The following is a 24,343-nucleotide window of genomic DNA, read 5'->3' as shown; positions in this document are numbered from 1 at the left end:
TGTCAGGCTCCGATCTTGTGACGGGTGCGCGCGAGCAGGATCACGGGCACGAGCCCGGCCAGCACGATCGCGAGCGCGGCGACCGCGCCTTCCTCATAGGTGCCGCGCGCGGCCTCCGCATACAGCCAGGTCGCGAGCGTGTCGAAATTCAGCGGGCGCAGCAGCAGCGTCGCCGGCAGCTCCTTCATCGCGTCGACGAAGACGAGCAGTGCGCTCGTCGTGAGCGCGGGTCGCAGCAGCGGCAGGTGCACGCGGCGCAGCGTGCCGCCGGCCGTCTCGCCGAGCGAGCGCGCGGCGTGTTCGAGCGACGGCGGGATGCGCGCGAGGCCGGCTTCGATGCTGCCGGCCGAGATCGCGAGAAAGCGTACGGTGTAGGCGATCACGAGCGCGGCCGCCGATCCCATCAGCAGCAGTCCGTCACGGCCGAGCGCCGCGCCGAGCAGCCGATCGGCCGCCGCGAACGGGATCAGCAGGCCGATCGCGAGCACGGTGCCCGGCACCGCGTAACCGAGGCTCGCGATTCGCGCGCACACACGGGCCGGGCCCGCGCGCGCGCTGTCGCGCTGCGCGCGCGCCGCCCATGCGACGACGAGCCCGCATGCGAGCGTCGCGACGGTTGCGGCGGCGGCGATCGTCAGCGTGTTCGCGAGCCCGGTCATCAATTGCGCGGATACGCCGCCGACGAGATGCAGCCGCTTGCCGGTCTCGACCGCGAGGTACGCGGCCGGCGCGCCGAAGCCGAGCAGCACCGGCAGCCAGCCGAGCGCGGCGGCGCTCCACGCGGCCGCGCCCGTCAGCTTGCGCGGTGCGACCGGACGCATGCGCCGGCCGTGCGCGTAGCGCTGGCGGCGGCGCCCGTAGCGTTCGAGCGCGATCATGCCGACGACGATCGCGAGCATCGCGAGCGCGATCTGCGCGGCGCCGGCGAGATCGGACCGCGTGATCCACGTCGTGTAGACCGACACGGTCAGCGTCTGCACGCCGAGGAATTCCGATGCGCCGATGTCATTGAGCGTTTCGAGCAGCGCAAGGCTCACGCCGACCGCGATCGCGGGCCGCGCGAGCGGCACGACGACGCGCCAGAACGTCGCGATGCGTCCCGCGCCGAGCGTGCGCGCGGCTTCGAGCAGACTCGCGGACTGCGTGACGAACATCGCGCGCGTGCTCAGGTACACGTACGGATACAGCACGAAACCGAGCACGAAGATCGCGCCGGGCAGCGAGCGCAGGTCGGGCAGACGGAACTGGCGCGGGCTGTCGAAGCCGAGCAGCCAGCGGATCGCGCCCTGCACGGGGCCGATCGGATGGAGCAGGTCGAGATAGGCGAACGCGACGATATAAGTGGGCACCGCGAGCGGCAGCAGCAGCGCCCAGGTCAGCATCCGGCGGCCGGGAAAGTCGTACGCGGTGACGAGCCACGCGCAGCCGGTGCCGACCACCGTGACGATCGCGCCGACGCCCGCGAGCAACAGCAACGTGTTGACGAGCGCCTGCGGCAGCACGAATTCGGCGAGATGCTTCCAGTGCGCGAGATCGGCGCCGAACGCGGCGGCGATCAGCACCGCGAGCGGCGCCGCGACCGCCGCGGCGATCGCGACGGCCGCGCCCAGCCAGAGGCCGCCCGCGCGCGAATGGAATGGCCGGCGGCGCGCGCGGACGAACGTTGCGTCAGTTGTCAAAGCCGACCTTGTCGACGAGCTGGCTGGCCGCCTTGCGGTGCTTCGCGATGTCGGTCAGCGGCAGCGGGTCGACCTTCAGCGTGCCGAAGCTCGCGATCACCGGATCGAGCTTCACGTTCGCGCGCACCGGATATTCGTAGTTCGCCTGCGCATACAGCGCCTGCGCTTCCGGCGACACGAGGTACTCGAGCAGCTTCACCGCGTTGGCCTTGTGCGGCGCGTGCTTCGCGACCGTCGCGCCGCTGATGTTCACGTGCGTGCCGCCGCTCTTCGCGTTCGCGAACGTCGGCCGCACGACCTTGATCGCGTCGCCCCACTTGCGCGCATCGGTGCCCGGCTCGGCGTTCTTCATGTGACCGACGTAGTACGCGTTGGCAAGACCGACGTCGCAGATGCCGCCGAGAATGTCGCGCGCGACGTCGCGGTCGCCGCCCGTCGCCTTGCGGGCGAGGTTCGCCTTCACGCCCCGCAGCCACTTTTCGGTCGCGGCTTCGCCGTCGTGCGCGATCATCGCCGCGACGAGTGCCGTGTTGTACGGATGCTGCCCCGAGCGGATGCAGACCTTGCCCTTCCATTTCGGATCGGCGAGATCCTCGTAGCGGAACGCGTCGACCTTCAGATCTTTCTCCACGTACAGCACGCGATCGCGCAGCGAGAGCGCGTACCAGTCGCCTTGCGCGCCGCGCAGGTTCGCGGGAATCGCATCGTCGAGCACCTTCGAGCGCACCGGCTGCGCGAGGCCGCCGTCGACGAGGTCGAGGAGGTTGCCGATGTCGACCGTCATCAGCACGTCGGCGGGCGACTGCGCGCCTTCCGCCTTCACGCGCTCGAGCAGGCCGTCCTTCACGAACACCGTGTTGACCTTGACGCCGCTCTGTTTCGTGAACGCGTCGATCAGCGGCTGGATCAGCTTCGGTTCGCGGGTGGTGTACAGGCTCACTTCCTCGGCCGCGTGGGCCAGTGGCGCGAATGCGGCGGCGGCAAGGGCGAGGGCGCCGGCGAGCGGCAGCAGGCGGGTGCGCGGATTCGACATGGAGACTCCGATGAGGCAGGCGGACGAAGAAGCGTTCCGGGGCGTGCCTGCCGCCGAGCAACCCGAAACATTACAAAGCGAAAGATTTCGGATTCTAGATCGAAATGGGAATGATTATCAAATGAAAGGTGTCGGAAAGCCGGGAGGAAGATGGGAGGGAGGTGCGCTACCGGGGCGTCGCAGCGCAGGCGCAAGCGCGTAGAATGCCCGCTTCAACGAAATCGACGGAGCCGTACCGACCATGAACGATCAGCGCAAGAAGAACCCTGTCCGCAACGTGAGCATCCTGATCGTCGTGGCCGTGCTGCTCGTGATCGGGACGATCCTGTATAACGCGATCTCGCAGAAGCACGCGTACGACGAGGCCCATCCGGCCGAGGCCGCGAGCGCGGCGTCGCACTGACGCCGGCGCGGATGCGCATGATCGCTGCGCGGCCCGGTCGGGCCGCCACCGATGCGCAGGAATGGCAGGAAGAGTGGAAGCGGTGGGCGGCGCGAGGCGTCGCGCCGCGATAGATGCGGGCGCCGAAGCCGGCGCGCCGCGTGGAAGGTCAGCCGTGCGTCAACGTGACGCAGGCGCAAATTTCGGGCGGACTCGTGCGTAGAACAGGAGCGCGAGCAGCGCGAGCCATGCCGCACCGACGTAGAGCGCGACGCGCGTATCTTCGAACCAGCCGAGCATCACGATCACGAAAGCCATGAACGCGATCGTCAGCGCGGGTGCGACGGGCCACAGCGGCACCTTGAACTTCAGCGCCGCGACCTCCGCGCTCGACAGGCGGCGGCGCATCGCGACCTGCGACAGCAGGATCATCAGCCACACCCACACGGTCGCGAACGTCGCGATCGCCGCGACCACCAGGAACACGTCCTTCGGCATCAGGTAGTTGAGCAGCACGCCGATCAGCAGCGCGCCGGCCATCACGAGCACCGTGACCCATGGAACGCCGTGCCGCGACGTCGCCATCAGCACGCGCGGCGCCTGGCCCTGCCGCGCCATCCCGAACATCATCCGGCCCGCGCCGAAGATGTCGCTGTTGATCGCCGAGATCGCCGCGCTGATCACCACGAGGTTGAGAATGGTCGCGGCCGACTTCACGCCGAGCGCAGAGAAGATCTGCACGAACGGGCTGCCGTCGCTGCCGACGCCCGTCCACGGGCTGATCGACATCAGCACGACCATCGTCAGCACGTAGAACAACAGGATGCGCGCGGGCACCGCGTTGATCGCGCGCGGAATCACGCGCTCAGGATCCTTCGCCTCGCCGGCGCTCATCCCGATCACCTCGATGCCACCGTACGCGAAGATCACGACCGACAGCGACGCGATCAACCCGCCGATCCCGTTCGGGAAGAAGCCGCCATGATTCCACAGGTTCGCGAACGTCGGCACGTCGGCCGAATGGCCGAAATGCATGCCGGTCAGCAGGATCGCGACGCCGCCGCCGATCATCGCGACGATCGCGCCGACCTTGATGATCGACAGCCAGAACTCGAGCTCGCCGAACACCTTCACATGGCACAGGTTCAGCCCGCAGATGACCGCGACGACGCCGAGCACCCAGATCCATTGAGGGACATCCGGAAACCAGAAGCCCATGTAGATGCCGAATGCCGTGATGTCGGCGATCGCGACGATCACCATTTCGAGCGTGTAGGTCCAGCCGGTGACGAAGCCCGCGAACGGGCCGAGGTTTTCGGTTGCGTAGTGGCCGAACGAGCCGGCGACGGGCTCGCGCACGGCCATCTCGCCGAGCGCGCGCATCACCATGTAGACAGCCGCGCCGCCCAGGATATAGGCCAGGATTACCGCCGGGCCCGCGAGTTGGATCGCGGACGCCGAGCCGTAGAACAGGCCGGTGCCGATCGCCGAGCCCAGCGCGAGAAAGCGGATGTGCCGCGCGCTCAGATGGCGCTGCAAGTTCTTCATCGAGTCTCCGATATCGTTATGCGACGGACCGGGCGAACGGGGCCGGCCCGGTTGATTCAAGTTGTATATACAACTTGAAGATGTCGGAATGATAACAAGCCGGAGCCTGCGACCGGAATCGGGTATTCCCTGACTGGCGCAACCGGGGCAATCGGAGGTGGGGCCGTCGCGCGGCGGACGCGTGGGCCGTATGGGGCGTGCGGGTCATGCTTCGGGAGGGCGTTGCGGGAGCGGGGAGCGCTGCCGGCCGGCCCGCTTGCATGCGCGGGCGGCCGGCGGCGGAACGACTTCAGGGCCTCATGCGGGCAGGCGGATGATGCTCGCGTCCTTGCGAATCAGCAGCGACGACGCGAGCATCTGCTTGCACTGGTGCGCGAGCACCTTCAGGTCGTGCGTGAGCTCGGCGCCCAACGCGTCGGATTTTTCCGCGGACACGACCATCGCATCGAGGTCGCGGGTGATCTGCTTCGTCGCGTCGAGCTGGTCGGCCGGCGGCGGCTCGCCGGCTTCCGCCTTCTCGAGGTTCTCGAGCACGGCGGACAGGCCGCGGCGCAACGCATCGTCGTGGACGATGTTCTCGTCGGCCGCGCACGCGCTGCGGATCAGCGGCGCGGCGGCGGTGATCTGGGCACCGAGCACGTGCGTCTGCACGAGCAGGTCGTTCAGCTCCGGCACGAAGCGCTGGTGCGCCTTCGGCTCGATCATCATTCGCTGGAACGCCTGGCCGAGGTTCGCGAACGCGATGTGCACGTCCTTGCGCGCGAGGCGGTAGCGGTAGTCGTCGTCGAGGGCGGTGGCCGGCGTCTCGATCGCCGCGGCGACGACCGGCACGACCGCCGCGCCGTCGGCGGCCGGCACGGGCGGCGGCGACACGCCGCGCCCGGCGCGCCACACGGCCTCGAAATACTTGCGGGTCGAGGTCAGCATGTCGGTGACGAGCTTGCCCATCAGCCGGTATTCCCAGTACGGGAACAGGCGGCTCGCTGCGATCGCGATCATGCAGCCGACGACGGTGTCGATTGCGCGCTCGCCGATGATGCGCATGCTGCCCGGCGCGAGCAGGTGGAACATCAGCAGCACGTAAGACGACGTGAACACGACGCTCGCCGCGTAGTTGAACAGCAGCAGGCTGTAGCTCATCACCATCGAGCCGAACATGATCGCGATCAGCAGGTGCGGCTCCTTGACCGTGTAGATCAGCGCAATGCTCGCCGCGCAGCCGATCAACGTGCCGACGATACGCTGCGCGTTGCGCTGCTTGGTGAGCGAGTAGCCGGGCTTCAGGATGATGATGGTCGTCATCACGATCCAGTAGGCGTTCGTGAGCGGCAGCAACCGGCCGAGCCAGAAGCCGACCGCGACCGCGATCGTCACACGCAGTGCGTGGCGAAAGCTCGGCGAGCGCATGTTCAGGTTGGAGAAGATCAGCAGCGGCGACATCCGGCGCCGCTGCAGGAAGCGCGTGAGCGCCTTGTCGATCTTCAGTTCGGTCTGCTGCGGGTCGGCATGGCCCGACAGGTTGCGGCGCATCCGGTCGATCAGGCGCGTCGCGCTCCAGATGCGCCGGAACGTCGCGAGCACGGCTGCGTAGGCTTCCGCGTTGGTGGCGGGGAAGTTCTTCTTGCGCATCAGCTCGATCTCGTACTCGATCGCGCGCAGTTCGGCCTTGACGCTGATCCGCGAATGCGGCGCGCGATTCTCGAGCACCGCGAGGCCGATTTCCTCGAGGTCGCGGGCCGCCTTGCGGATCAGGTCGCGATAGAAAATGATCAGGTCGGAGCCGCCGAACGTGTTGCGCACGAGCGGGTAGTCGGTGTGCGCGCCGACGAACAGCTCGTGGAGGTCGACGCTGTTGATGAACAGGTTGTACATCGTCGTACGGCCGGGATCGAGCTTGCCGCGGCGCAGCTTCGGCAGGTTGCGCAGCACGATGTCGCGCGCGGTTTCCTGCGTTTCGACCGCGGTGATCTGCTTCGCGACGAGATTGCGATAGCACTCGTCGAGATCGGCATCGAGATCGTAGAACTGCGCACGCGCGAGCAGGTAGTCGGCGCACGCGAACAGGCTTTCGGCGAGCGCCTGCTGTTCGATCCGGCGCGCCTGCCATTGCGACACGAGCGTCGCCCAGTACGTGTACCAGAGGCCGCCCGCGAGAATCCAGCCGGCATTGACGAACGCCTGCAGCGGCGTGAACTTCTCCTCGAGCGTCATCACCATCATGAACAGCGTCGCGAAGCTGATCTGCGGCCAGCGGTTGCCGTAGACGACGATCAGCGACAGCACGAACGTGAGCGGCACGATCGTCAGCCACAACGCGAAGATGTTCGGCGTGGCGAGGCCGGTCGCGAGCGCGGCCAGGAAGCCGATCACGCTGCACGCGAGCATTTCGTTGTGCTTGTACTTCAGCGGGCCCGGCATGTCGACGACGCACGCGCCGAGCGCGCCGGTCGAGATCGTGAAGCCGAGCTCCCGGTTGTGAAACACGATCAGGCACAGCACGGCCGGCAGCGATACGCCGACCGCGATCCGCAGGCCGCCGAAAAAGTACTGGCTGTAGAAAAACTTTCTGATTTCGACCGAATAGCGCATCGATGGGCTGAATGACAGACGAAGACGCCCGGGGCGGCGTATTGACTGGCGACGAGTCTATCGTATTTCGTGGTCCGCAAAACCTGGCCTTTCGGACGAGGTTCGCCGCGACGGTCCTTTTGCTATCCTTGGTGCTCCCGTTCGCACGGCTTGGCCGGCGCGAGGCTCCGACACCCGCTTCATGCTCCATCTCTTCTATTCGAACCGTCACGAAACGCTGGCCGACGCGCTGCTCGACGACCTGGCCGCGTTTCCGGCCCGCAACGGCCCGTGGGCGCCGCAACAGGTCATCGTGCCGAGCGCGGCGCTGCGCCGCCGTCTGGAACTCGACATCGCCGTGCGCCACGGCGTGTGCGCGAACGTCGAGTTTACGTATCTCGCGCAATGGCTGTGGGCGCAGATCGGCCGCGTGCTGACGGTGCCCGCGCGCTCGCCGTTCGCGCCGGACCGCCTCGTATGGCGCTGCTATCGGCTGTTCGCGCAGGGCGCGAGCGGCGCGCCGTGGCTCGCGTCGCCGCGCCTGGCTGCGTATCTGTCCGCGTCCGACGACGCGATGCGCTACGAGCTCGCACAGCGCGTCGCGGCCGTGCTCGATCATTACCTGACCTATCGGCCCGAATGGCTGGCCGCATGGCAGGCCGGCGAGTCGGTGCTCGCGGGCGACGTCGCGCCGCGCGGAATCAGCGATGCCGCACGCGACGACGAGCACTGGCAGGCGGCGCTGTGGCGCGCGCTGCTTGCGGAGCTGAGCGACAGCGGCACGCCGCCCGCGCATCGCTTCCTCGTGGAGGCGCGCAACCTCGATCCCGAAACCGTCGCGCGTGCCGACTGGCCTGAATCGGTCAGCGTGTTCGGGCTGCCGACGATGCCGCCGCTGCACGTCGCGCTGCTGCGCGAGCTGTCGCGCTGGATCGACGTGCGTGTCTATGCGCTCAATCCGTGCCGCGAATTCTGGTTCGACATCGTCACCGCCGCGCATGCCGAGGCGCTCGACGCGGCCGGCCGGCTGGACTATCAGGAAGTCGGCCATCCGCTGCTCGCGGAGTGGGGCCGGCAGACGCAGGCGCAGTTGTACATGCTGCACGAACTGACTGAAAGCGCCGCGTCGGGCGATGCGTCGCGTTTCGTCGGGAATCCCGCGCCGACCTGGCTCGCGCGCGTGCAGAACGCGATCCTCGATCTGCAACCGGAGGCGGAGCTCGGCGAAGCGCCGGCCGAGCGCGGGATCGAGGTGCACGTATGCCACAGCCTCGCGCGCCAGCTCGAGGTGCTGCATGACCGCCTGCTCGCGTGGTTCGATGCGGACGCGACGCTGCAGCCGTCCGATGTGCTCGTGGCGGTCGCCGATCTCGCAGCGGCCGGGCCACTGATCGATGCCGTGTTCGGTACCGCGGGCGCCGGCGGCGCGCGCGTGCCTTACCGGATCACCGGCCTGCCGCCGTCGCAGGCGAACCCGGTCGCGCGCGTGCTGCTCGAATGGCTCGCGTTGCCGGAACGGCAGGTCGGCGCGCCCGAGTTGGTCGAATGGCTGCGCGTCGATGCAGTGGCGGCCCGTTACGGCATCGACGCAACCGCGCTCGAGACGGTTCAGACCTGGCTCGCGGCCGCCGGCGCGCGGCGTGGGCTGTCGCCGACGGTGAGCGACGATGCAGCGGTGCCTGCGCCGCGCCATACGTTTTCCGATGCGCTCGCGCGCCTTTTCCTCGGCTATGCGATGCCCGAGGGCGCGGCACCGGTCGGCGCGTGGCTGCCGATCGAGGCGGCGACCGGCAGCGAGGCCGAACTGCTCGGCCGGCTCGCGCGCTTCACGGACGATCTCGACGGCTTCTCGCGACGGCTCGCCGACGCGCACACGCCGCGCGCATGGAGCGAACTGTTCGCCGACACGCTCGCGCGGTTCTTCGACTCCGGCGCCGCGTATGCCGATGCGCTCTCGGGCGTGCGCGACGCGCTCGACGCGATGCTGGCCGCGATGACGGAAGGCGCGCCCGACGAAGCCTTGCCCGCGGCCGTCGTACGCGCGGGGCTGGCAGCCGCGCTCGACGATCCGGCGCGCGGCGGGGTGCCGTGGGGCGGCGTCACGTTCTCGTCGTTGACGAGCCTGCGCGGGCTGCCATACCGCGTCGTGTGCCTGCTCGGCATGGACGACGGCGTGCTGCCGAGCCTCGCGCGCGCGGACGAGTTCGACCTGATGGCCGTGTTGCCGAAGCTCGGCGACCGGCAGCGTCGCGACGACGAACGCAATCTGTTCCTCGACCTGCTGCTCGCTGCGCGCGACCGGCTGCTGATTGCCTATACGGGGCGCAGCATTCGCGACAACGCGCCGTTGCCGCCCGCGGCGCTCGTCGACGAACTGCTCGACCATCTCGCGCTCGTCACGGCCGGCGAGGATGCCCCACCGGACGCGGTCGATGCCGCGCGGCGCGCGTTCATCGTCGAACATCCGCTGCAACCGTTCGCGGCCGAGTATTTCCGGCCCGGCAGCGAACTGGCGTCGTACGACGCCGAGCGTGCGACGCTGGCGTCGCTGCTGGCAGCCGAAGCCGCGCGCGACGCGACGCGCGAGCAGCCGTTCTTCGCGCAGCCGCTGCCGGCCGAGCCGGTCGAACCTGTCGCGTTCAGCGAATTCGAACGGTTCTGGCGGCATCCGGCCCGCGCGCTGCTGCGTGCGCGGCTCGGCATCGTGCTGTCCGACGCGCAGGCCGAACTGCTCGACACGGAGCCGTTCGCACTCGACTTCGCGGGCAGCGACGCGCTCGCCGAGCGCGTGCTGCCGCTCCTGATCGAATCGGACGAAGGCGGCGTGCACGATCATGCGCTGCGTATCGCGGACGCCAGCCCGGAACTGCCGGGCGGCGCGACGGGCGCGGTGTGGCGCGACCAGGCGCTCGGCTCGATGACGCAGCTTGCGTCGAACGTGCGGCGTGCGCTGGCCGACGGCATGGAACGGCGGCCGTTCACGCTCGCGATCGTGCCTGCCTGGCCCGACACCGAACAGGCGCTGTTCGGTGCCGATGACGCGATGCTGTCCGGCGATGCGGTGAGTGCGCCGCTCGAGCTGCACGGCACGCTGAACCGGCTGACGCCGGCAGGCCAGATCATCTATCGCTATGCACGGCCGAGCGCGCGTGACTACCTGTCCGCGTGGCTCGCGCACCTCGTCTACTGCGCGGTGGAGCCCGACGGTCCGCGCCGCACGCTGTGGTTCGGCAGCGGCGGCGCGTTCGAACTCACGCCGGTCGCGGCACCGCTCGAGCGCCTCGCGCCGCTCGCCGCGCTGTTTCGCGCGGGGCGGCGCATGCCGCTGCGGTTCTTCCCGCGCAGCGCGTGGGCGCGCATTTCCGACGGCGAGGCGAAGGCGGCGAGCGTCTGGATCAACGAGCGCGTGGTGAGCGAAGCCGACGATCCGGCGATCGCGATCGCATGGCGCGGTGCGCATCCTTCGCTCGACGAGCCGTTCGGCACACTCGCGCGGCTCGTGTTCGAGCCGATGCTGGAACATCTGAAGGAGGTCGCATGAGTGCCGCATCCCAGCCGCAGGCGGCGCTCGAACTCGATGTGTTCGCGTGTCCGCTCGACGGCGTCAACCAGATCGAGGCGTCGGCCGGTACCGGCAAGACGTGGAATATTTGCGCGCTTTACGTGCGCCTGCTGCTGGAGAAGGATCTCGGCGCGGATGAAATCCTCGTCGTGACCTTTACGAAGGCGGCAACGGCCGAGCTGCACGAGCGGATCCGCGGGCGGCTGGCGCAGCTCGCGCATGCGCTCGATACCGGCGACGACGGCGGCGATCCGTTCGTCGCGCGCCTGCTCGAGACGACGCTCGGCGAAGCCGGCGCGCTCGACCCCGAGACCGCCGCGAAGCGGATCCGGCGTGCGCTGCGCGCATTCGACCAGGCGGCGATCCACACGATCCACGCGTTCTGCCAGCGTGCGCTGCAGGAAGCGCCGTTCGCGGCCGCGATGCCGTTCGCGTTCGAGATGCAGGCCGACGATGCGGCGCTGCGCTTCGAGCTCGCGGCGGACTTCTGGCGCACGCGCGTCGAGCCGATGGCCGCGCGCTGGCCCGGCTTCGCGACGTGGCTCGTCGATTCGGGCGCGGGCCCGGCCGCGCTCGATGCCCAGCTCGCGCGGCGGCTGAAGAAGCCGCTCGCCGCGCTACGCTGGGACGGCGTCGTCGAACCGGACGCCTCGGCGGAGGCCGCTGCCGTCGAATGCTTCGCGGAGGCCGCGCGGATGTGGGCCGACGAGCGGGAGGCGATCGACGCGCTGCTGCGCACCGCGCAGCCCGTGCTCAATCAGCGTTCGCACAAGCCCGACGCCGTCGCCGATGCGCTCGGCGCGTGGTCCGCGCATTTCGCGCAAGGCAACGCCGCCGCCGCGCTGCCCAAGGCGGCGCTCAAGCTCACGCGCACGGCGCTCGCGAAGGCGACGAAAAAGGGCGGCGCGACCCCCGAACACCCATTCTTCGACGTCGCCGACGCGCTCGAAGCGGCGGTGGCCGCCGCCGAGGCCGCGCAGCGCGCGCGCTGGCTCGCGCTGGTCGCCGACTGGCTCGACACCGCGCCGGGCGAGCTGGCCGAGCGCAAGCGTACGCGCCGCGTCGTGTCGTTCGACGATCTGCTCGCGAACCTCTATCACGCGCTGCATGCGCATCCGTGGCTCGCCGAGACGCTGCGCGCGCGCTATCCGGCCGCGCTGATCGACGAATTCCAGGATACGGACCCGCTGCAGTTCGCGATCTTCGACCGGATCTTCGCACCGGGCGGGCCGCTCTTTCTCGTCGGCGATCCGAAGCAGGCGATTTACAGCTTCCGCGCGGCGGATCTGCATACGTATCTCGCCGCGCGGGCAAGCGCGAGCGCGTGCTACACGCTCGCGGTCAACCAGCGTTCGACGCCGGCGATCGTCGATGCGTGCAACCGCTTCTTCATGTCGAACCCGCGCGCGTTCGTCCTCGACGGGCTCGACTATTACGCGGTGCGCGCCGGCACGCGCTTGCGTGCACCGTTCGTCGACGGGACCGATCCGGGCCCGGCCGGCGATTTCCGGATCTGGGCGCTGCCGGGCGGCGACGGCACGCTGCTCAAGCGCGACGCGCAGGCACAGGCCGCCCAGGCGTGCGCGGCCGAGATTGCCCGGCTGATGCGCGGCGCGCGCGAAGGACATGTGCGGCTCGGCGATACGCCGCTGTCGCCGGGCGACGTCGCGGTGCTGGTGCAGACGCACCGGCAGGGGAGCCTCGTGAAGCGCGTGCTCGCCACGTGGGGCATCGGCAGCGTCGAGCTCGCGCAGGCGTCCGTGTTTTCGACCGGCGATGCGGAGCAGCTCGAGCGCGTGCTCGCGGCGATCGATGCGCCGGGCGACCTGCGGCGCTTGCGCGCGGCGCTGGCCGCCGACTGGTTCGGCCTCGACGCCGGGGCGTTGTGGCGGATGGAGCAGGGCGACGGCGATGTGTCGCGCGTAGCGGCCGACAGCGCGGACGCGATGAGCTGGGTCGAGCGCTTCTCGCGCTATCGGCTGTTGTGGCGAGAACGCGGCTTCGCGGTGATGTGGCGCACGTTCACGCGCGAGCTGCGGATCGCCGAGCGGCTGATGGCCGGCGCGGACGGCGAACGCCGCGTGACCGACATCAACCATCTGGCCGAACTGACGCAGGCGCGCGCGTCCGCGCAGCCGGGCATCGCACCGACGCTGCGCTGGCTCGCCGCGCAACGGCTCGACGGTGGCGGCGAGGAAGCGCAACTGCGTCTCGAGTCCGATCGCAACCTCGTGCAGATCGTGACGGTGCACAAGTCGAAGGGCCTCGAATACGCGGTCGTGTTCTGTCCGTTCCTGAACGACGGCGGGCTGCGCGAGCCGCCCGCGTCGGCGCTGCCCGACGCGCGCGAGTATCACGACGATGCGGGCGACGCCGTGCTGCATTACGGGTGCGACGACGAAGCCGCCGAGCATGCTGCGCGCCAGGCGTTGCGCGAGCAGGCGGCGGAACGCGCGCGGCTCGTCTACGTGGCGCTCACGCGCGCGGTCTATCGGTGCTATCTCGTCGCGGGGCCTTATCTGTCGTCGCGCTCGACCCGCGAGGCGCGGCGCAGCGTGCTGAACTGGCTCGTGGCCGGGGCCGGCCAGTCGTTCGACGCGTGGCTCGACGAGCCGCCCGACGAAGCGGTGCTCGACGCTGCGTGGCAAGCGCTCGCGGGCGGGCCCGTGAGCGTTGCACCGTTGCCGGTGCCGGCGCGCCGTGAGCGGCTGGCCGCTGGCCACGATGCATCGCAGACGCTCGCCGCCCGCCATGCGACGCGCGCGCTGCGCGACGCGTGGCGGATGGCGAGCTTCAGTTCGCTGACCGCATCGATGGCGCGCGAGGAGGCGGGCGTCGCGGTCGTGCCGGATGACGAGCTGCGGCCCGATCACGATGCACTTGCCGCCGTCGCGCCGGACGGCGCGCTTGCCGTGGACGACACCGTCGCGGTCGAGCCGCCGGACGACGACATCCTCGTGTTTCCGCGCGGCGCGGCAGCGGGCGAGTGTCTGCATCGGCTGTTCGAACTCAGTCGGTTCACCGAGCCGGATTCATGGCACCAGGCGGCGCTCGGCGCGCTGCATGACCGGCCAGTCGAGGCCGAGCCCGAACTCGCGACGCGCCTGCCCGCGATGATGGCGCGGCTCGTCGACGATGTCGTGCGCACGGAGCTCGTGCCGGGCATGCGGCTCGCGGATCTCGATCCCGCCAAGCGGCTCGACGAAATGGGTTTCCTGTTCCCGGCGCCGTCGCTCGAGCTGGGCGCGCTGCGCCGGCTGCTGGTCGCCCACGGCTATCCGGACGTTGCGCTGGACGCGGGCGTGCTCGCCGGTTTCATCAAGGGTTTCATCGACATGATCGTCGAACACGACGGCCGCTTCTGGATCGTCGACTGGAAGTCGAACCATCTCGGCAATACGCCGGACGCTTACGGCCCGCGCGCGCTCGACGTCGCGATGGCCGATCATGCCTATCACCTGCAGGCGCTGCTCTATACGGTTGCGCTGCATCGCTATTTGCGCGGGCGGCTGCCCGACTATGACTACGACACGCATATCGCGGGCTATCTGTACCTGTTCGTGCGTGGCGTGCGGCCGGACTGGCGCAGTGCCGGCGAACCGGCCGGCGTGCATGCGCGGCGGCCCGCGCGCGAACTCGTCGACGCGCTCGACCGGATGATGGAAGGGGGCCGCGCATGAACGTGTCCGACGATACGCTCGAATTCACCGGCGGCCTCGTCGCGCGCCTGCCCGAGCCGGCTGATTTCGGCATCGCGCTCGCGGAAGGGTTCGCGCGACGCATCGGCGACCTGTCGCGCCGTGCGGGTGCGCCGGCCGCGGCTGCGCGCTGGGCGGCGCGTGCCGCGTTCGCGACGAGCCGGGCGACCGCGGGCGGCCACGTATGCGTGTCGCTTGGCGCGCTCGCGCAGCGCTACGAGGAACCGGTCGACGACGTGCGCGCGGCGCTTGCCGCGAGCGGCGTGGTGGCGTTCGGCACGCTCGCGCGCGGCGACGAGCGGCCGCTGATCGTCGACCGGCACGACCATCTGTATCTGTCGCGATATTTCGACTACGAACGGCGGCTCGCCGATGCGCTCGTCGCGCAGGCCGGCGTCGCCGCACCGGGCGACGTGCTGTCGCCCGACCGGTTGCGCGACAGTCTCGCGCGTTACTTCGGGCCCGCGACGGGCGAAGTGGACTGGCAGCGCGTCGCGGCGATCGTTGCGCTGACAGGACGCGTGACGATCGTCAGCGGCGGCCCCGGCACCGGCAAGACGACAACCGTCGTCGGCGTGCTGGCTTGTCTGCTCGACGCGCATCCGGGGTTGCGCATCGCGCTGGCGGCGCCGACCGGCAAGGCCGCGCAGCGGATGCAGGAAGCGCTGCACGCACGGGCGGGCGACCTGCCGCCGGAACTTGCCGCGCGCCTGCCCGACACGTCGTACACACTGCATCGCCTGCTCGGCGGTGGCGGGGCGGCGGGCTTCCGCCATCATCGCGACAATCCGTTGCCGTACGACCTGATCGTGGTCGACGAGGCGTCGATGATCGACGTCGCGCTCGCCGCGCATCTGCTCGATGCGCTTGCGCCGGGTGCACGGCTCGTGCTGCTCGGCGACAAGGATCAGCTTGCCGCGGTCGAAGCCGGCGCCGTGTTCGCCGAACTCAGCGCGCGGCCGACGTTCACCGCCGCTGCGCGCACGCGCATCGCGGATGCGCTCGGGATCGACGAAGCGGCATTCGTCGCGGCGTTGCCGGTGCCGGACGGCGAAGTGGCGGGGGCGGTTGCTGTTGCAGCTCAAGCCCCGGCCCGGGCTTCCGCGTCATCGTCGGCGAGCGCGGCGCGCAAGCCGCCGGCACGGCGCAACGTGGATACGCGCCAGGCGTCGCTGTTCGACGATGACCCGCAGGACGAAGCGGTTTCCCCGGCTGACGCGGTGCCGCTGGTCGCTCCGTCGTCACCTGCATCGACGGACCTTGATAGCGCATCTGCGGCCACCGATTCCGCGTGGATCGAGGTCGACGAACTCGCGTGGCTCGACGCCGTCGAGCTCGCGCCGTTCGATCCGGCCCACGCGGGAGGTTCGGCAACACGCGTGTCGACTGTTGCAACGCAAGCCGACGACATCGCGGCCGCGTCACCCGCACCGCTCGCAGACTGCGTCGTGTGGCTCGAACGCAATTACCGTTTCGGTCTCGATTCGCCGATCGGCCGCCTGTCGCTCGCGATCCGCCGCGGCGACGTGCAGGGCACGCTCGACGTGTTGCCGGCCGACGATGCCGCTGCCGCGTCGTTTCACGACGATGCGGGCGAGACGCTTGCGGCGTCGACGGTCGAGCGGCTCGCGCGCCGGTTCGGCGCGTACCTCGATGCGTTGCGCACCGCGTTGTCCGGGCCGGAGCCCGATCCGCTGCCGTTGTTCGATGCGCTCAACCGCTTCCGGATCCTCTGCGCGACGCGCACGGGATCGCGTGGCGCCGAGCACGTCAATGCGCTGGTGGCCACGCACGTGCGGCATGCCGCGCGCGTGCCGCTCGCGGTCGGCGCACACTGGTTCACCGGGCGGCCGATCATGGTGACGCGCAACGACTATGCGCTCGGGCTGTTCAACGGCGACATCGGCATCGCGTTGCCGGACGCGCAGGGCGTGCTGCGCGTATGGTTCCGCCGCGCGGACGGCACCGCGCGCGCCGTGTCGCCCGCGGCGCTGCCGCCGCATGAAACGGCGTTCGCGCTGACCGTCCACAAGTCGCAGGGCTCCGAATTCGACGAGGCCGCGCTCGTGCTGCCGGCATCGTTCGGCCGTGTGCTCACGCGCGAACTCGTCTACACCGCGGTCACGCGTGCGCGCACGCGCGTGCAGGTGATCGGCCCGCGGCGCGTGCTGGCGCAGGCGGTCGCGACACGGACGCAACGCGATTCGGGCCTGGCGGCCCGCGTCGACGAGGCGCTCGCGCGGCGCCGCAAGGAGACGTCGCGATGATGATCCGCTACAAGCTCGATCCGGCCGAAGTCGAATGGACCGCCGTGCGCGCGCAGGGCGCCGGCGGCCAGAACGTCAACAAGGTGTCGAGCGCGATTCACCTGCGTTTCGACATCCGCGCGTCGTCGCTGCCGCCCGTCATCAAGGAACGGCTTCTCGCGCTGTCCGACCAGCGCATCACGCGCGACGGCATCGTCGTGATCAAGTCGCAGGAATACCGCACCCAGGAGAAAAACCGCGAGGCAGCACTCGCGCGGCTCGATGCGTTGATCGGCAGCGTCGCGTTCACGCCGCGTGCGCGGGTCGCGACACGGCCGACACGCGCATCGAAGGAGCGGCGGCTCGAACACAAGTCGCGCCGCAGCGTGGTGAAGTCCGGAAGAGGGAAGGTGATCGACTGACGAAACGAATCGCCGGCCAGCCTGCATGGCGGGCGGCGTCGTGCCGCCGTATGTGCTACCGCATCACGGTGCCCGCGCTGTCGAGCACGAAGTCGACGCAGAACACGACGAGACGGTTTTGCGCGCGAATCGCGACGGCTGCCGTGTAGCAATCGCGGCCTTCGGTCAGCGAGAAGTGCGGGCCCATGAGCGCGACGCGCCCGGGCGCCGCGATCGCGCGCTGGAAGTACGGGCGCCGCGACCAGTTGCTGTGCGTCTCCGGGAACAGCGGCGAGAGTCGCGTACCGCTCGTCTGGCCGTCCTCGGGACGCGCGCCGATCGACGGCAGGAACTGTTCGCCGATCTCGTCCGTGACGAACACCCGGCGTGCGGCCGGCACCACGAATACGCGCTGCGCGGCGTCCTGCAGGCTGCCGCTCGCGGAAAACGCGGCCGCGCCGGCGAGCACGAGCCGCTCGATCGCATCGAAGCCCGGCTGCTCGGCGATCGCCGGCGTATGCCGGTGGGCGATGTAGCGTTGCCACGCGGCGTCGAGCATCGCGGGCGCCGCGGCGCTCGCGTGCGCGATCGATGCATCGGGCTGGCCGAACTGGAAGCCCTGGACGAAATCGATATCGGCCTCCATCAGCGTCTGCAGCGCGTCGTCGCTTTCGACACCCTCGGCGAGCACCATCGCGCCGGCCTGATGGAGCATCGATACCAGGTGATGCATGATGCGGCGATCGTCGGCCGACGCGTTCGCGCGTTCGACGAGCGATCGATCGAGCTTGACGATATCGGGCCGTGCGCGCCACACGCGGTCGAAATTGGAGAACCCGGTGCCGAAATCGTCGATCGCGATCAGGAAGTCCCGGTGCTGGATCATGTCGATCGTGCGGGCGAGCGCGGCTTCATCGCGCGCCGGCTGCTCGACGACTTCCAGCACGATGCGGTTCGGCGGCAGCGCGAAATGACGGCACAGCGCCTCGACGAATTCGCGCTGCACGAGGCCGGAATCGAGCACGCGCGGCGTCACGTTCAGGAACAGCCAGCCGTCGCCGATGCCTTGCGCGACGAAGTTGGCCGTATGCAGGCAGCGGGCGAGCCGGTCGAGCAGCAACGCGTCGGCAGCGGCACGCGTCTTGTCGAATAGCGCGACCGGCGAAACCAGCGCGCCGTTCTCGTCCACGACGCGCAGCAGCGCTTCGTAGCCGACCACGCGCTTGTGCGTGATCGACAGCACCGGTTGAAACACGCTGCGCAGCGTCGTCTCGCGATACGTGGCGATCCAGCCGCTGGGCGTCGGCGTGAGGCGTTCGAGCAGGGAGTCGAGCGAGAGGTCGCGGGAGGGCTTCATGTCAACGGTGCCCTGGGGCGATCGGGGGGCGGTATCGTGCGCGCCACGCAGAAGCCGTCGCACGCGCAGGTGGACGCGAAAGAACGTGGTGCATCGTAACCGCCTTCTGCGGATGAGTGATCCGAGTGTAACGGGAATGGCGCGGCGCGCGTATCAGGGTAACTCCAGACGCAAACGCTACACCGACGGCTGGAAGGGGTCGTCCGTCCGGCGCGTGACACGCAAGGGCCACCGGGCCGTGTGTGCGGCGACGGCTCCAAATATGCCGCGTGTGCCGCATGCATCGCGTGCGAAGAATGCGGCACAGCGGCAAAGCCGGGCGGTTGCATCGCCATCAGGCGAAACTCGAATCGGTCGACCTGCGGCGCTCGCGGATTGGCGGCCGGCGTGTCGCACGCAACCCACACCGGCGGGGTGCCGGCCCCGTCTGCCGCTCAGGCCGCTTCGCCGCCGCGCGGGCGCAGCCCGGGAATCCGCTTGATCACGCCGGTGGCGAGCGCGGTGCCGACGAGCACGATCGCGCAACCTTCGATCATCACGAGCGATACGTGTTCGCTGAGGAACAGCGCGCCCCACAGCAGGCCGAACACCGGGATCACGAACGTCACGGTAATCGCGCGGGCCGGGCCGATGTGCGCGATCAGGTGGAAGAAGATGAAATACGCGATGCCCGTGCAGGCGATGCCGAGCGCGAGCACGGCGCCCCACGCATGCGCGCTGACGGCTGCGGCGGGCCAGGTCGCGATCGCGAACGGCGCCAGCAGCACGGTCGAGCCGATCATGCTGCCGGTCGCGTTGACGAGCGGATCGACGCCGCTGAGCGTGCGCTTCGTGTAGTTGGCCGCGATGCCGTACAGCAGCGTCGCGCCGAGCGCGGCGGCGGCGGCGAGCGCGGTCGCGTTGGCGCCGGTGCTGCCGTGCGCGTTCGCGATCTGATCCCACACGAGCGTGAGGACGCCGGCAAAGCCGATCACGAGGCCGAGTGCGCGCGGCAGCGACAGCTTGTCCTTCAGCCACAGATAGGCGACGAGCGCGCCCCACAGCGGCGTCGTTGCGTTGATCACCGACGTCACGCCGGCCGACAGCGTCAGTTCGGCGAACGCGAACAGGCAGAACGGGATGCCCGAGTTCAGCGCGCCAACGACGAACAACGGCCACGCGCGACGGCGCAGCTGCGCGCCAAGCTCGGCGGGCCTGAAGCGCGTCAGCGCGAATCCTGCGAGAAACAGCGCGCCGATGCCCACGCGCAGCGCCATCAGCGGCGCGACACCGAAGTCGGCGACGCCGATCCGGATGAACAGGAACGACGCGCCCCACAGGGCAGCGAGGACGGTCAGCAGAAAGGCGTTCTTGGGCGACATTGAGCGTGGCGGGCGAGGGGACGGGATGCGAGGAATCTTACACCGCGTTCCCGTGCCGTCGTTTCACGATCGGATGAAATGGCAAGAACCGGCAAGAACCGGGAAATCCGCTCGCCTCCGTCACGAACCGGCCGGCGCGATCGTTCAGTGATGGTGCCAGCCGCCGCGTCCGCCGAAGCCGAAATTGAGCGACACCGCGGGCCCCCAGTAACCGCCCCAGGCCGGGGCATAGGCGGGCGCCGGATAGTAGTACGCCGGGCCCGGATCGACATAGACGGGCGCGGGCTGCACGGGCGCCGCCGTGTAATAGCCGGACGGATAGTAGCCGTAAGGGTAGTAACAGCCGGCGAGCGTCGTGCACGCGAGCGCCGCGGCGACGAGGGTCCTGTTCATGATGTCTCTCCGGCGGAGCCGGCAATCGGCAGATGCTTAAGCTTAGGCCGCGCGGCGATGACAAGGTGCGCTAAACGGTAACGGATCATTTCCGGGCCGCTGCGGCGTGTTGCGGCGCCGCATATGAAAAACGGCGCTTCCGCAGTGCGGAAACGCCGTCAGGCCGGAACTTGCCGCGCGTCGCGCGGCAGCCGGGTAAGCCGGTCGGCTTATTTGCCGACCTGGTTGCCGATGATACCGCCGGCTGCCGCGCCGCCCAGCGTCGACAGCGCGTTGCCGCCGATCGCCGCGCCGGCGACGCCGCCGACACCCGCACCGATCGCGGTATCGCGCTGGCGCCGCGTCATCGAATCGCAGGCCGAAAGGCTGGCCACCGTCGCGACGAGCAGCGCGCATACCCCAAAACGCCGAATCGATTGGTTCATGATCGCTGTCCTTGTGGTAGTGAACGGAGGTCGCGCGGCCGCCGGACGGCCGCGCATGAATCCAATCTACGCGTCGCCCCGTGGCGCTGCTGTAAGGACTTGTTAAGGCTCGAGCGGTTTCGTAATCAATTGTTTCGCTTGCGCCGGCAGGCACACGGCATGCGCGCGAAGGCAAAAAAAGCCCGCTCGAAAGCGGGCTTCCTGCCGTGCGTCACGAAGCGAAGCGGTCCGCGCGGACCGCCGCGTTCGCTTGCCGACTTACTGGCGGTGATAAATCTCGGCGCCGGTCTTCACGAACTCGACCGCCTTGACCTCCATCCCCTTCTTCAGCGCCTCGGTTTCCGACACGCCTTGCTGTGCCGCGAACTCGCGCACGTCCTGCGTGATCTTCATCGAGCAGAAGTGCGGGCCGCACATCGAGCAGAAGTGCGCGACCTTCGCCGAATCCTTCGGCAGCGTCTCGTCGTGGAATTCGCGCGCCTTGTCCGGATCGAGGCCGATGTTGAACTGGTCTTCCCAGCGGAACTCGAAACGCGCCTTCGACAGCGCGTTGTCGCGCACCTGCGCGCCGGGGTGACCCTTGGCCAGGTCGGCCGCGTGCGCGGCGAGCTTGTACGTGATGATCCCTTCCTTCACGTCGTCCTTGTTCGGCAGCCCGAGGTGCTCCTTCGGCGTCACGTAGCACAGCATCGCGGTGCCGAACCAGCCGATCATCGCGGCGCCGATGCCCGACGTGATGTGGTCGTAGCCCGGTGCGATGTCGGTGGTCAGCGGCCCGAGCGTGTAGAACGGCGCTTCCTTGCACCAGTCGAGCTGGAGATCCATGTTCTCCTTGATCAGCTGCATCGGCACGTGGCCGGGGCCTTCGATCATCACCTGCACGTCGTGCTTCCACGCGATTTGCGTGAGCTCGCCGAGCGTCTTCAGTTCGCCGAGCTGCGCTTCGTCGTTCGCGTCGTAGATCGAGCCGGGACGCAGGCCGTCGCCGAGCGAGAAGCTCACGTCGTACGCCTTCATGATCTCGCAGATCTCTTCGAAGTGCTCGTACAGGAAGCTCTCCTTGTGATGCGCGAGGCACCACTTCGCCATGATCGAGCCGCCGCGCGACACGATGCCCGTCATCCGGTTCGCCGTGAGCGGCACGTACTGCAGGCGCACGCCCGCGTGGATCGTGAAGTAGTCGACGCCTTGCTCGGCCTGTTCGATCAGCGTGTCGCGGAAGATTTCCCAGGTCAGGTCCTCGGCCTTGCCGTTGACCTTTTCGAGCGCCTGGTAGATCGGCACCGTGCCGATCGGCACCGGGCTGTTGCGGATGATCCACTCGCGCGTTTCATGGATGTGCTTGCCGGTCGACAGGTCCATCACCGTGTCGCCGCCCCAGCGGATCGCCCACGTCATCTTGTCGACTTCCTCGCCGATCGACGACGTGACGGCCGAGTTGCCGATGTTCGCGTTGATCTTCACGAGGAAGTTGCGGCCGATGATCATCGGCTCGGATTCCGGGTGGTTGATGTTCGCGGGGATGATCGCGCGGCCGCGCGCGACTTCCTCGCGCACGAACTCGGGGGTGATCTCGGCGAGTGCGTTCGCGCCGAAGGCCGCGGCGCCGAACGCCTGGCCCGGGTGCTGGCGGCCCATCATCGCGGCGAGCTTTGCGCCGTTCGGGCCGCTCGACTTGAGGCTCTCGATGTACTCGGCGCGGCGCTGGTTCTCGCGGATCGCGATGTATTCCATTTCCGGCGTGATGATGCCCTGGCGCGCGTAGTGCATCTGCGTGACGTTCTTGCCGGCTTGCGCGCGGCGCGGGTTGCGGTGCAGGCCCGGGAAACGCAGGTCGGCGGTGGCCGGGTCGGCCGCGCGCTCGAGGCCGTACCGGCTCGACAGGCCGTCGAGCACCTCGGTGTCGCCGCGCGCTTCGATCCAGCGCTGGCGCAGTGCCGGCAGGCCGGCGCGGATGTCGATCTTCGCGTCCGGATCGGTGTAGGGGCCCGACGTGTCGTACACGTAGATCGGCGGGTTCTTTTCGCCGCCGAAGCCGGTCGGGGTGTCGGCCTGCGTGATTTCACGCATCGGCACGCGGATGTCGGGCTGCGAGCCGGTTACATAAACCTTTCGCGAATTGGGCAGCGGGGCGACGGCGGCGGCGTCGACGTGGGCGTCCGCGGACAGAAACTTCGGATTGGCGTTCATGCAATCTCCTGTGTGAGCGCCGGACAGGCGCCACGGCGCTTGCCCGGAGCCCTTGACGAATGTGGGGCTCGAGCTAAGCAGGAGACGAGGCTTGGTGAGGCGGCGGATTTCGTCAGAAGGATGGCGGCGAAATCCGTACGCTTCCCTGCGCTGGCATTATCCAGATCAGGTTCAAAGGGTATTTCTCACCCGCAATGCCGGTTGTTTGACCGAACGCATTGCAGGACCCCCGCGTTAGCAGCGCACACGATACACTGGCTTCGCGGCGGTTTCAACCGGTGGCAGACCGGTGGCCGCGGTGCAGTTGCAGCAATGCGGGTGGCGCGCCCGCCGCGCAAGCCGCGATGCATGACACCGCCGCACGGCCCTGCGGCCCGGCTGACGATGACGGCGCGGTGCAGCATTGCAGCGGTTTCGGCAGCCCCTGAAAAAAAATTCTCGAAACGACTGTCATATCCCGCGACGTCCTCCGTCTATTCGGCTCCTCAAACCCATGTTTCGGAGAGATGTCATGAAAAAAGTACTGATCGCAGCCTGTGTCGCCGGTTTCGCCATGGCCGCAACGGGTGCGTATGCGCAGAACGACGCGATGTCGAAGGAAGGTGCGTCGATGTCGAAGGATGCGATGGGCCACGACGCGATGGCGAAGGACGGCGCGATGAAGAAAGACGCCATGAAGAAGCACGCGATGAAGAAGGACGCGATGTCGCACGACGCGATGGGCAAGTCGACGTCGGGCGACAAGATGGCGCCGTCGAACTGACCGACGCGGGCGGGGCGCGGCCCGCGCGTGCGGTACACGAGGCCGCCCGCGCATCGCGCACCGCCGCTACGTTCCGGGAGTCTTCACCATGCAAACCGTTCCCGCTGCCGGGCGCACGGCTGCCACGCCGCCCGCGCGCAAGATTCATCCGCTGTGGGTGCGTGTGAGCCACTGGCTCAACGCGCTCGCGGCGATCCTGATGGCACTGTCCGGCTGGCGCATCTACGATGCGTCGCCGATCTATCCGCCGTTCACGTTCGCGCACGGCATCACGCTCGGCGGCTGGCTGGGCGGTGCGCTCCAATGGCATTTCGCGGCGATGTGGCTGCTGGTCGGCAACGGGCTGTTCTACCTCGCGATGTCGATCGCGACGGGCCGCCTCGCGCGCAAGATGCTTCCGGTCACGCCGGCGTCGATATGGCGCGACGTGCGCGCGGCGCTGGGCGGCCGGTTGTCGCACGACGACCTGAGCGTCTACAACGCGGTGCAGCGTGCCGCGTACCTGACCGCGATCGTCGATCTGATCGTGCTGGTGCTGTCGGGGCTCACGATCTGGAAGTCCGTGCAGTTTCCGCTGCTGCGCGAGCTGTTCGGCGGTTACGACAACGCGCGCGTCGTGCACTTCTGGGCAATGTCGCTGCTCGTCGCGTTTTTCGTCGTACACGTCGCGATGGCGCTGCTGGTGCCGCGCTCGCTGCTCGCGATGCTGCGCGGCCGCTGACCCGCACGCCGCGGGC

The 24,343-nt window shown here is 69.0% G+C and carries 16 protein-coding genes and 1 riboswitch; of the genes, 7 read left to right on the top strand and 9 right to left on the bottom strand.

The window, feature by feature from the left end; translation table 11 throughout:
• Positions 1–2 precede the first annotated feature (2 nt).
• Together ACV22V_RS22715 and ACV22V_RS22710 are read right to left on the bottom strand one after the other, a co-directional pair.
• Positions 3–1,679 (bottom strand): ABC transporter permease, encoded by a 1,677-nt coding sequence (locus tag ACV22V_RS22715; protein ID WP_448015604.1) that lies wholly within the window; start codon positions 1,677–1,679, stop codon positions 3–5.
• Positions 1,669–2,712: a Fe(3+) ABC transporter substrate-binding protein gene (locus ACV22V_RS22710; protein ID WP_059683054.1), complete on the bottom strand. Its 1,044-nt coding sequence runs from the start codon at positions 2,710–2,712 to the stop codon at positions 1,669–1,671. Before ACV22V_RS22710 ends, ACV22V_RS22715 begins: the two co-directional genes overlap by 11 nt.
• Before the next feature lie 241 nt (positions 2,713–2,953).
• Between ACV22V_RS22710 and ACV22V_RS22705 the strand changes: the two genes are divergently transcribed.
• Positions 2,954–3,115, top strand: a complete 162-nt coding sequence (locus tag ACV22V_RS22705) for a hypothetical protein (RefSeq protein ID WP_006476417.1) — start codon at positions 2,954–2,956, stop codon at positions 3,113–3,115.
• Between the two features lie 159 nt (positions 3,116–3,274).
• Here the strand turns inward: ACV22V_RS22705 and ACV22V_RS22700 are convergent, their stop codons facing one another.
• On the bottom strand, positions 3,275–4,642 hold the full coding sequence (locus ACV22V_RS22700; protein WP_059523597.1) for an amino acid permease: 1,368 nt from the start codon (positions 4,640–4,642) through the stop codon (positions 3,275–3,277).
• 297 nt (positions 4,643–4,939) lie between these two features.
• Positions 4,940–7,231, bottom strand: a complete 2,292-nt coding sequence (locus ACV22V_RS22695) for an FUSC family protein (RefSeq protein ID WP_448015603.1) — start codon at positions 7,229–7,231, stop codon at positions 4,940–4,942.
• A gap of 181 nt (positions 7,232–7,412) precedes the next feature.
• Here ACV22V_RS22695 and recC point away from each other — a divergent pair, with 181 nt between their 5' ends.
• The 4 genes from recC to arfB are packed head-to-tail and all read left to right on the top strand — an operon-like array spanning position 7,413 to position 17,138.
• Positions 7,413–10,751 carry an exodeoxyribonuclease V subunit gamma gene (gene recC / locus ACV22V_RS22690; protein ID WP_448015602.1) on the top strand — a complete coding sequence of 1,113 codons (3,339 nt, stop codon included), beginning with the start codon at positions 7,413–7,415 and terminating at the stop codon, positions 10,749–10,751.
• Positions 10,748–14,452: an exodeoxyribonuclease V subunit beta gene (recB, locus tag ACV22V_RS22685; RefSeq protein ID WP_448015601.1), complete on the top strand. Its 3,705-nt coding sequence runs from the start codon at positions 10,748–10,750 to the stop codon at positions 14,450–14,452. The genes recC and recB overlap by 4 nt, the downstream gene beginning before the upstream one ends.
• On the top strand, positions 14,449–16,737 hold the full coding sequence (locus ACV22V_RS22680) for an AAA family ATPase (RefSeq protein ID WP_448015600.1): 2,289 nt from the start codon (positions 14,449–14,451) through the stop codon (positions 16,735–16,737). Before recB ends, ACV22V_RS22680 begins: the two co-directional genes overlap by 4 nt.
• Positions 16,734–17,138 (top strand): alternative ribosome rescue aminoacyl-tRNA hydrolase ArfB, encoded by a 405-nt coding sequence (arfB, locus tag ACV22V_RS22675; RefSeq protein ID WP_448015599.1) that lies wholly within the window; start codon positions 16,734–16,736, stop codon positions 17,136–17,138. Before ACV22V_RS22680 ends, arfB begins: the two co-directional genes overlap by 4 nt.
• Before the next feature lie 55 nt (positions 17,139–17,193).
• Here the strand turns inward: arfB and ACV22V_RS22670 are convergent, their stop codons facing one another.
• From ACV22V_RS22670 to thiC, 5 genes are all read right to left on the bottom strand, one after another.
• Complete coding sequence (locus ACV22V_RS22670; protein ID WP_223960661.1) at positions 17,194–18,474, bottom strand: EAL domain-containing protein; 1,281 nt, start codon at positions 18,472–18,474, stop codon at positions 17,194–17,196.
• A gap of 434 nt (positions 18,475–18,908) precedes the next feature.
• On the bottom strand, positions 18,909–19,835 hold the full coding sequence (locus ACV22V_RS22665) for a DMT family transporter (protein WP_059702130.1): 927 nt from the start codon (positions 19,833–19,835) through the stop codon (positions 18,909–18,911).
• A gap of 144 nt (positions 19,836–19,979) precedes the next feature.
• Positions 19,980–20,228 carry a hypothetical protein gene (locus ACV22V_RS22660; RefSeq protein ID WP_059523584.1) on the bottom strand — a complete coding sequence of 83 codons (249 nt, stop codon included), beginning with the start codon at positions 20,226–20,228 and terminating at the stop codon, positions 19,980–19,982.
• 209 nt (positions 20,229–20,437) lie between these two features.
• Entirely contained in the window at positions 20,438–20,653 is a 216-nt protein-coding gene (locus ACV22V_RS22655) for a glycine zipper 2TM domain-containing protein (protein WP_059523582.1), read from the bottom strand.
• Between the two features lie 258 nt (positions 20,654–20,911).
• Positions 20,912–22,843, bottom strand: coding sequence for a phosphomethylpyrimidine synthase ThiC (gene thiC, locus ACV22V_RS22650; protein ID WP_059702128.1), 1,932 nt, complete (start codon positions 22,841–22,843; stop codon positions 20,912–20,914).
• Positions 22,844–22,967: 124 nt separating this feature from the next.
• Positions 22,968–23,084: riboswitch (TPP riboswitch) on the bottom strand.
• A gap of 270 nt (positions 23,085–23,354) precedes the next feature.
• Here thiC and ACV22V_RS22645 point away from each other — a divergent pair.
• Positions 23,355–23,606 carry a pentapeptide MXKDX repeat protein gene (locus ACV22V_RS22645; RefSeq protein WP_059523577.1) on the top strand — a complete coding sequence of 84 codons (252 nt, stop codon included), beginning with the start codon at positions 23,355–23,357 and terminating at the stop codon, positions 23,604–23,606.
• Positions 23,607–23,694: 88 nt separating this feature from the next.
• Positions 23,695–24,327, top strand: coding sequence for a cytochrome b/b6 domain-containing protein (locus tag ACV22V_RS22640; protein ID WP_226114003.1), 633 nt, complete (start codon positions 23,695–23,697; stop codon positions 24,325–24,327).
• The last annotated feature ends 16 nt before the right edge of the window (positions 24,328–24,343 follow it).

The sequence above is a fragment of the Burkholderia sp. AW33-5 genome (genome assembly GCF_053427615.1).
The sequence above is the reverse complement of the archived record's forward strand: the minus strand, read 5'-3'. Positions and strand labels throughout refer to the sequence as shown.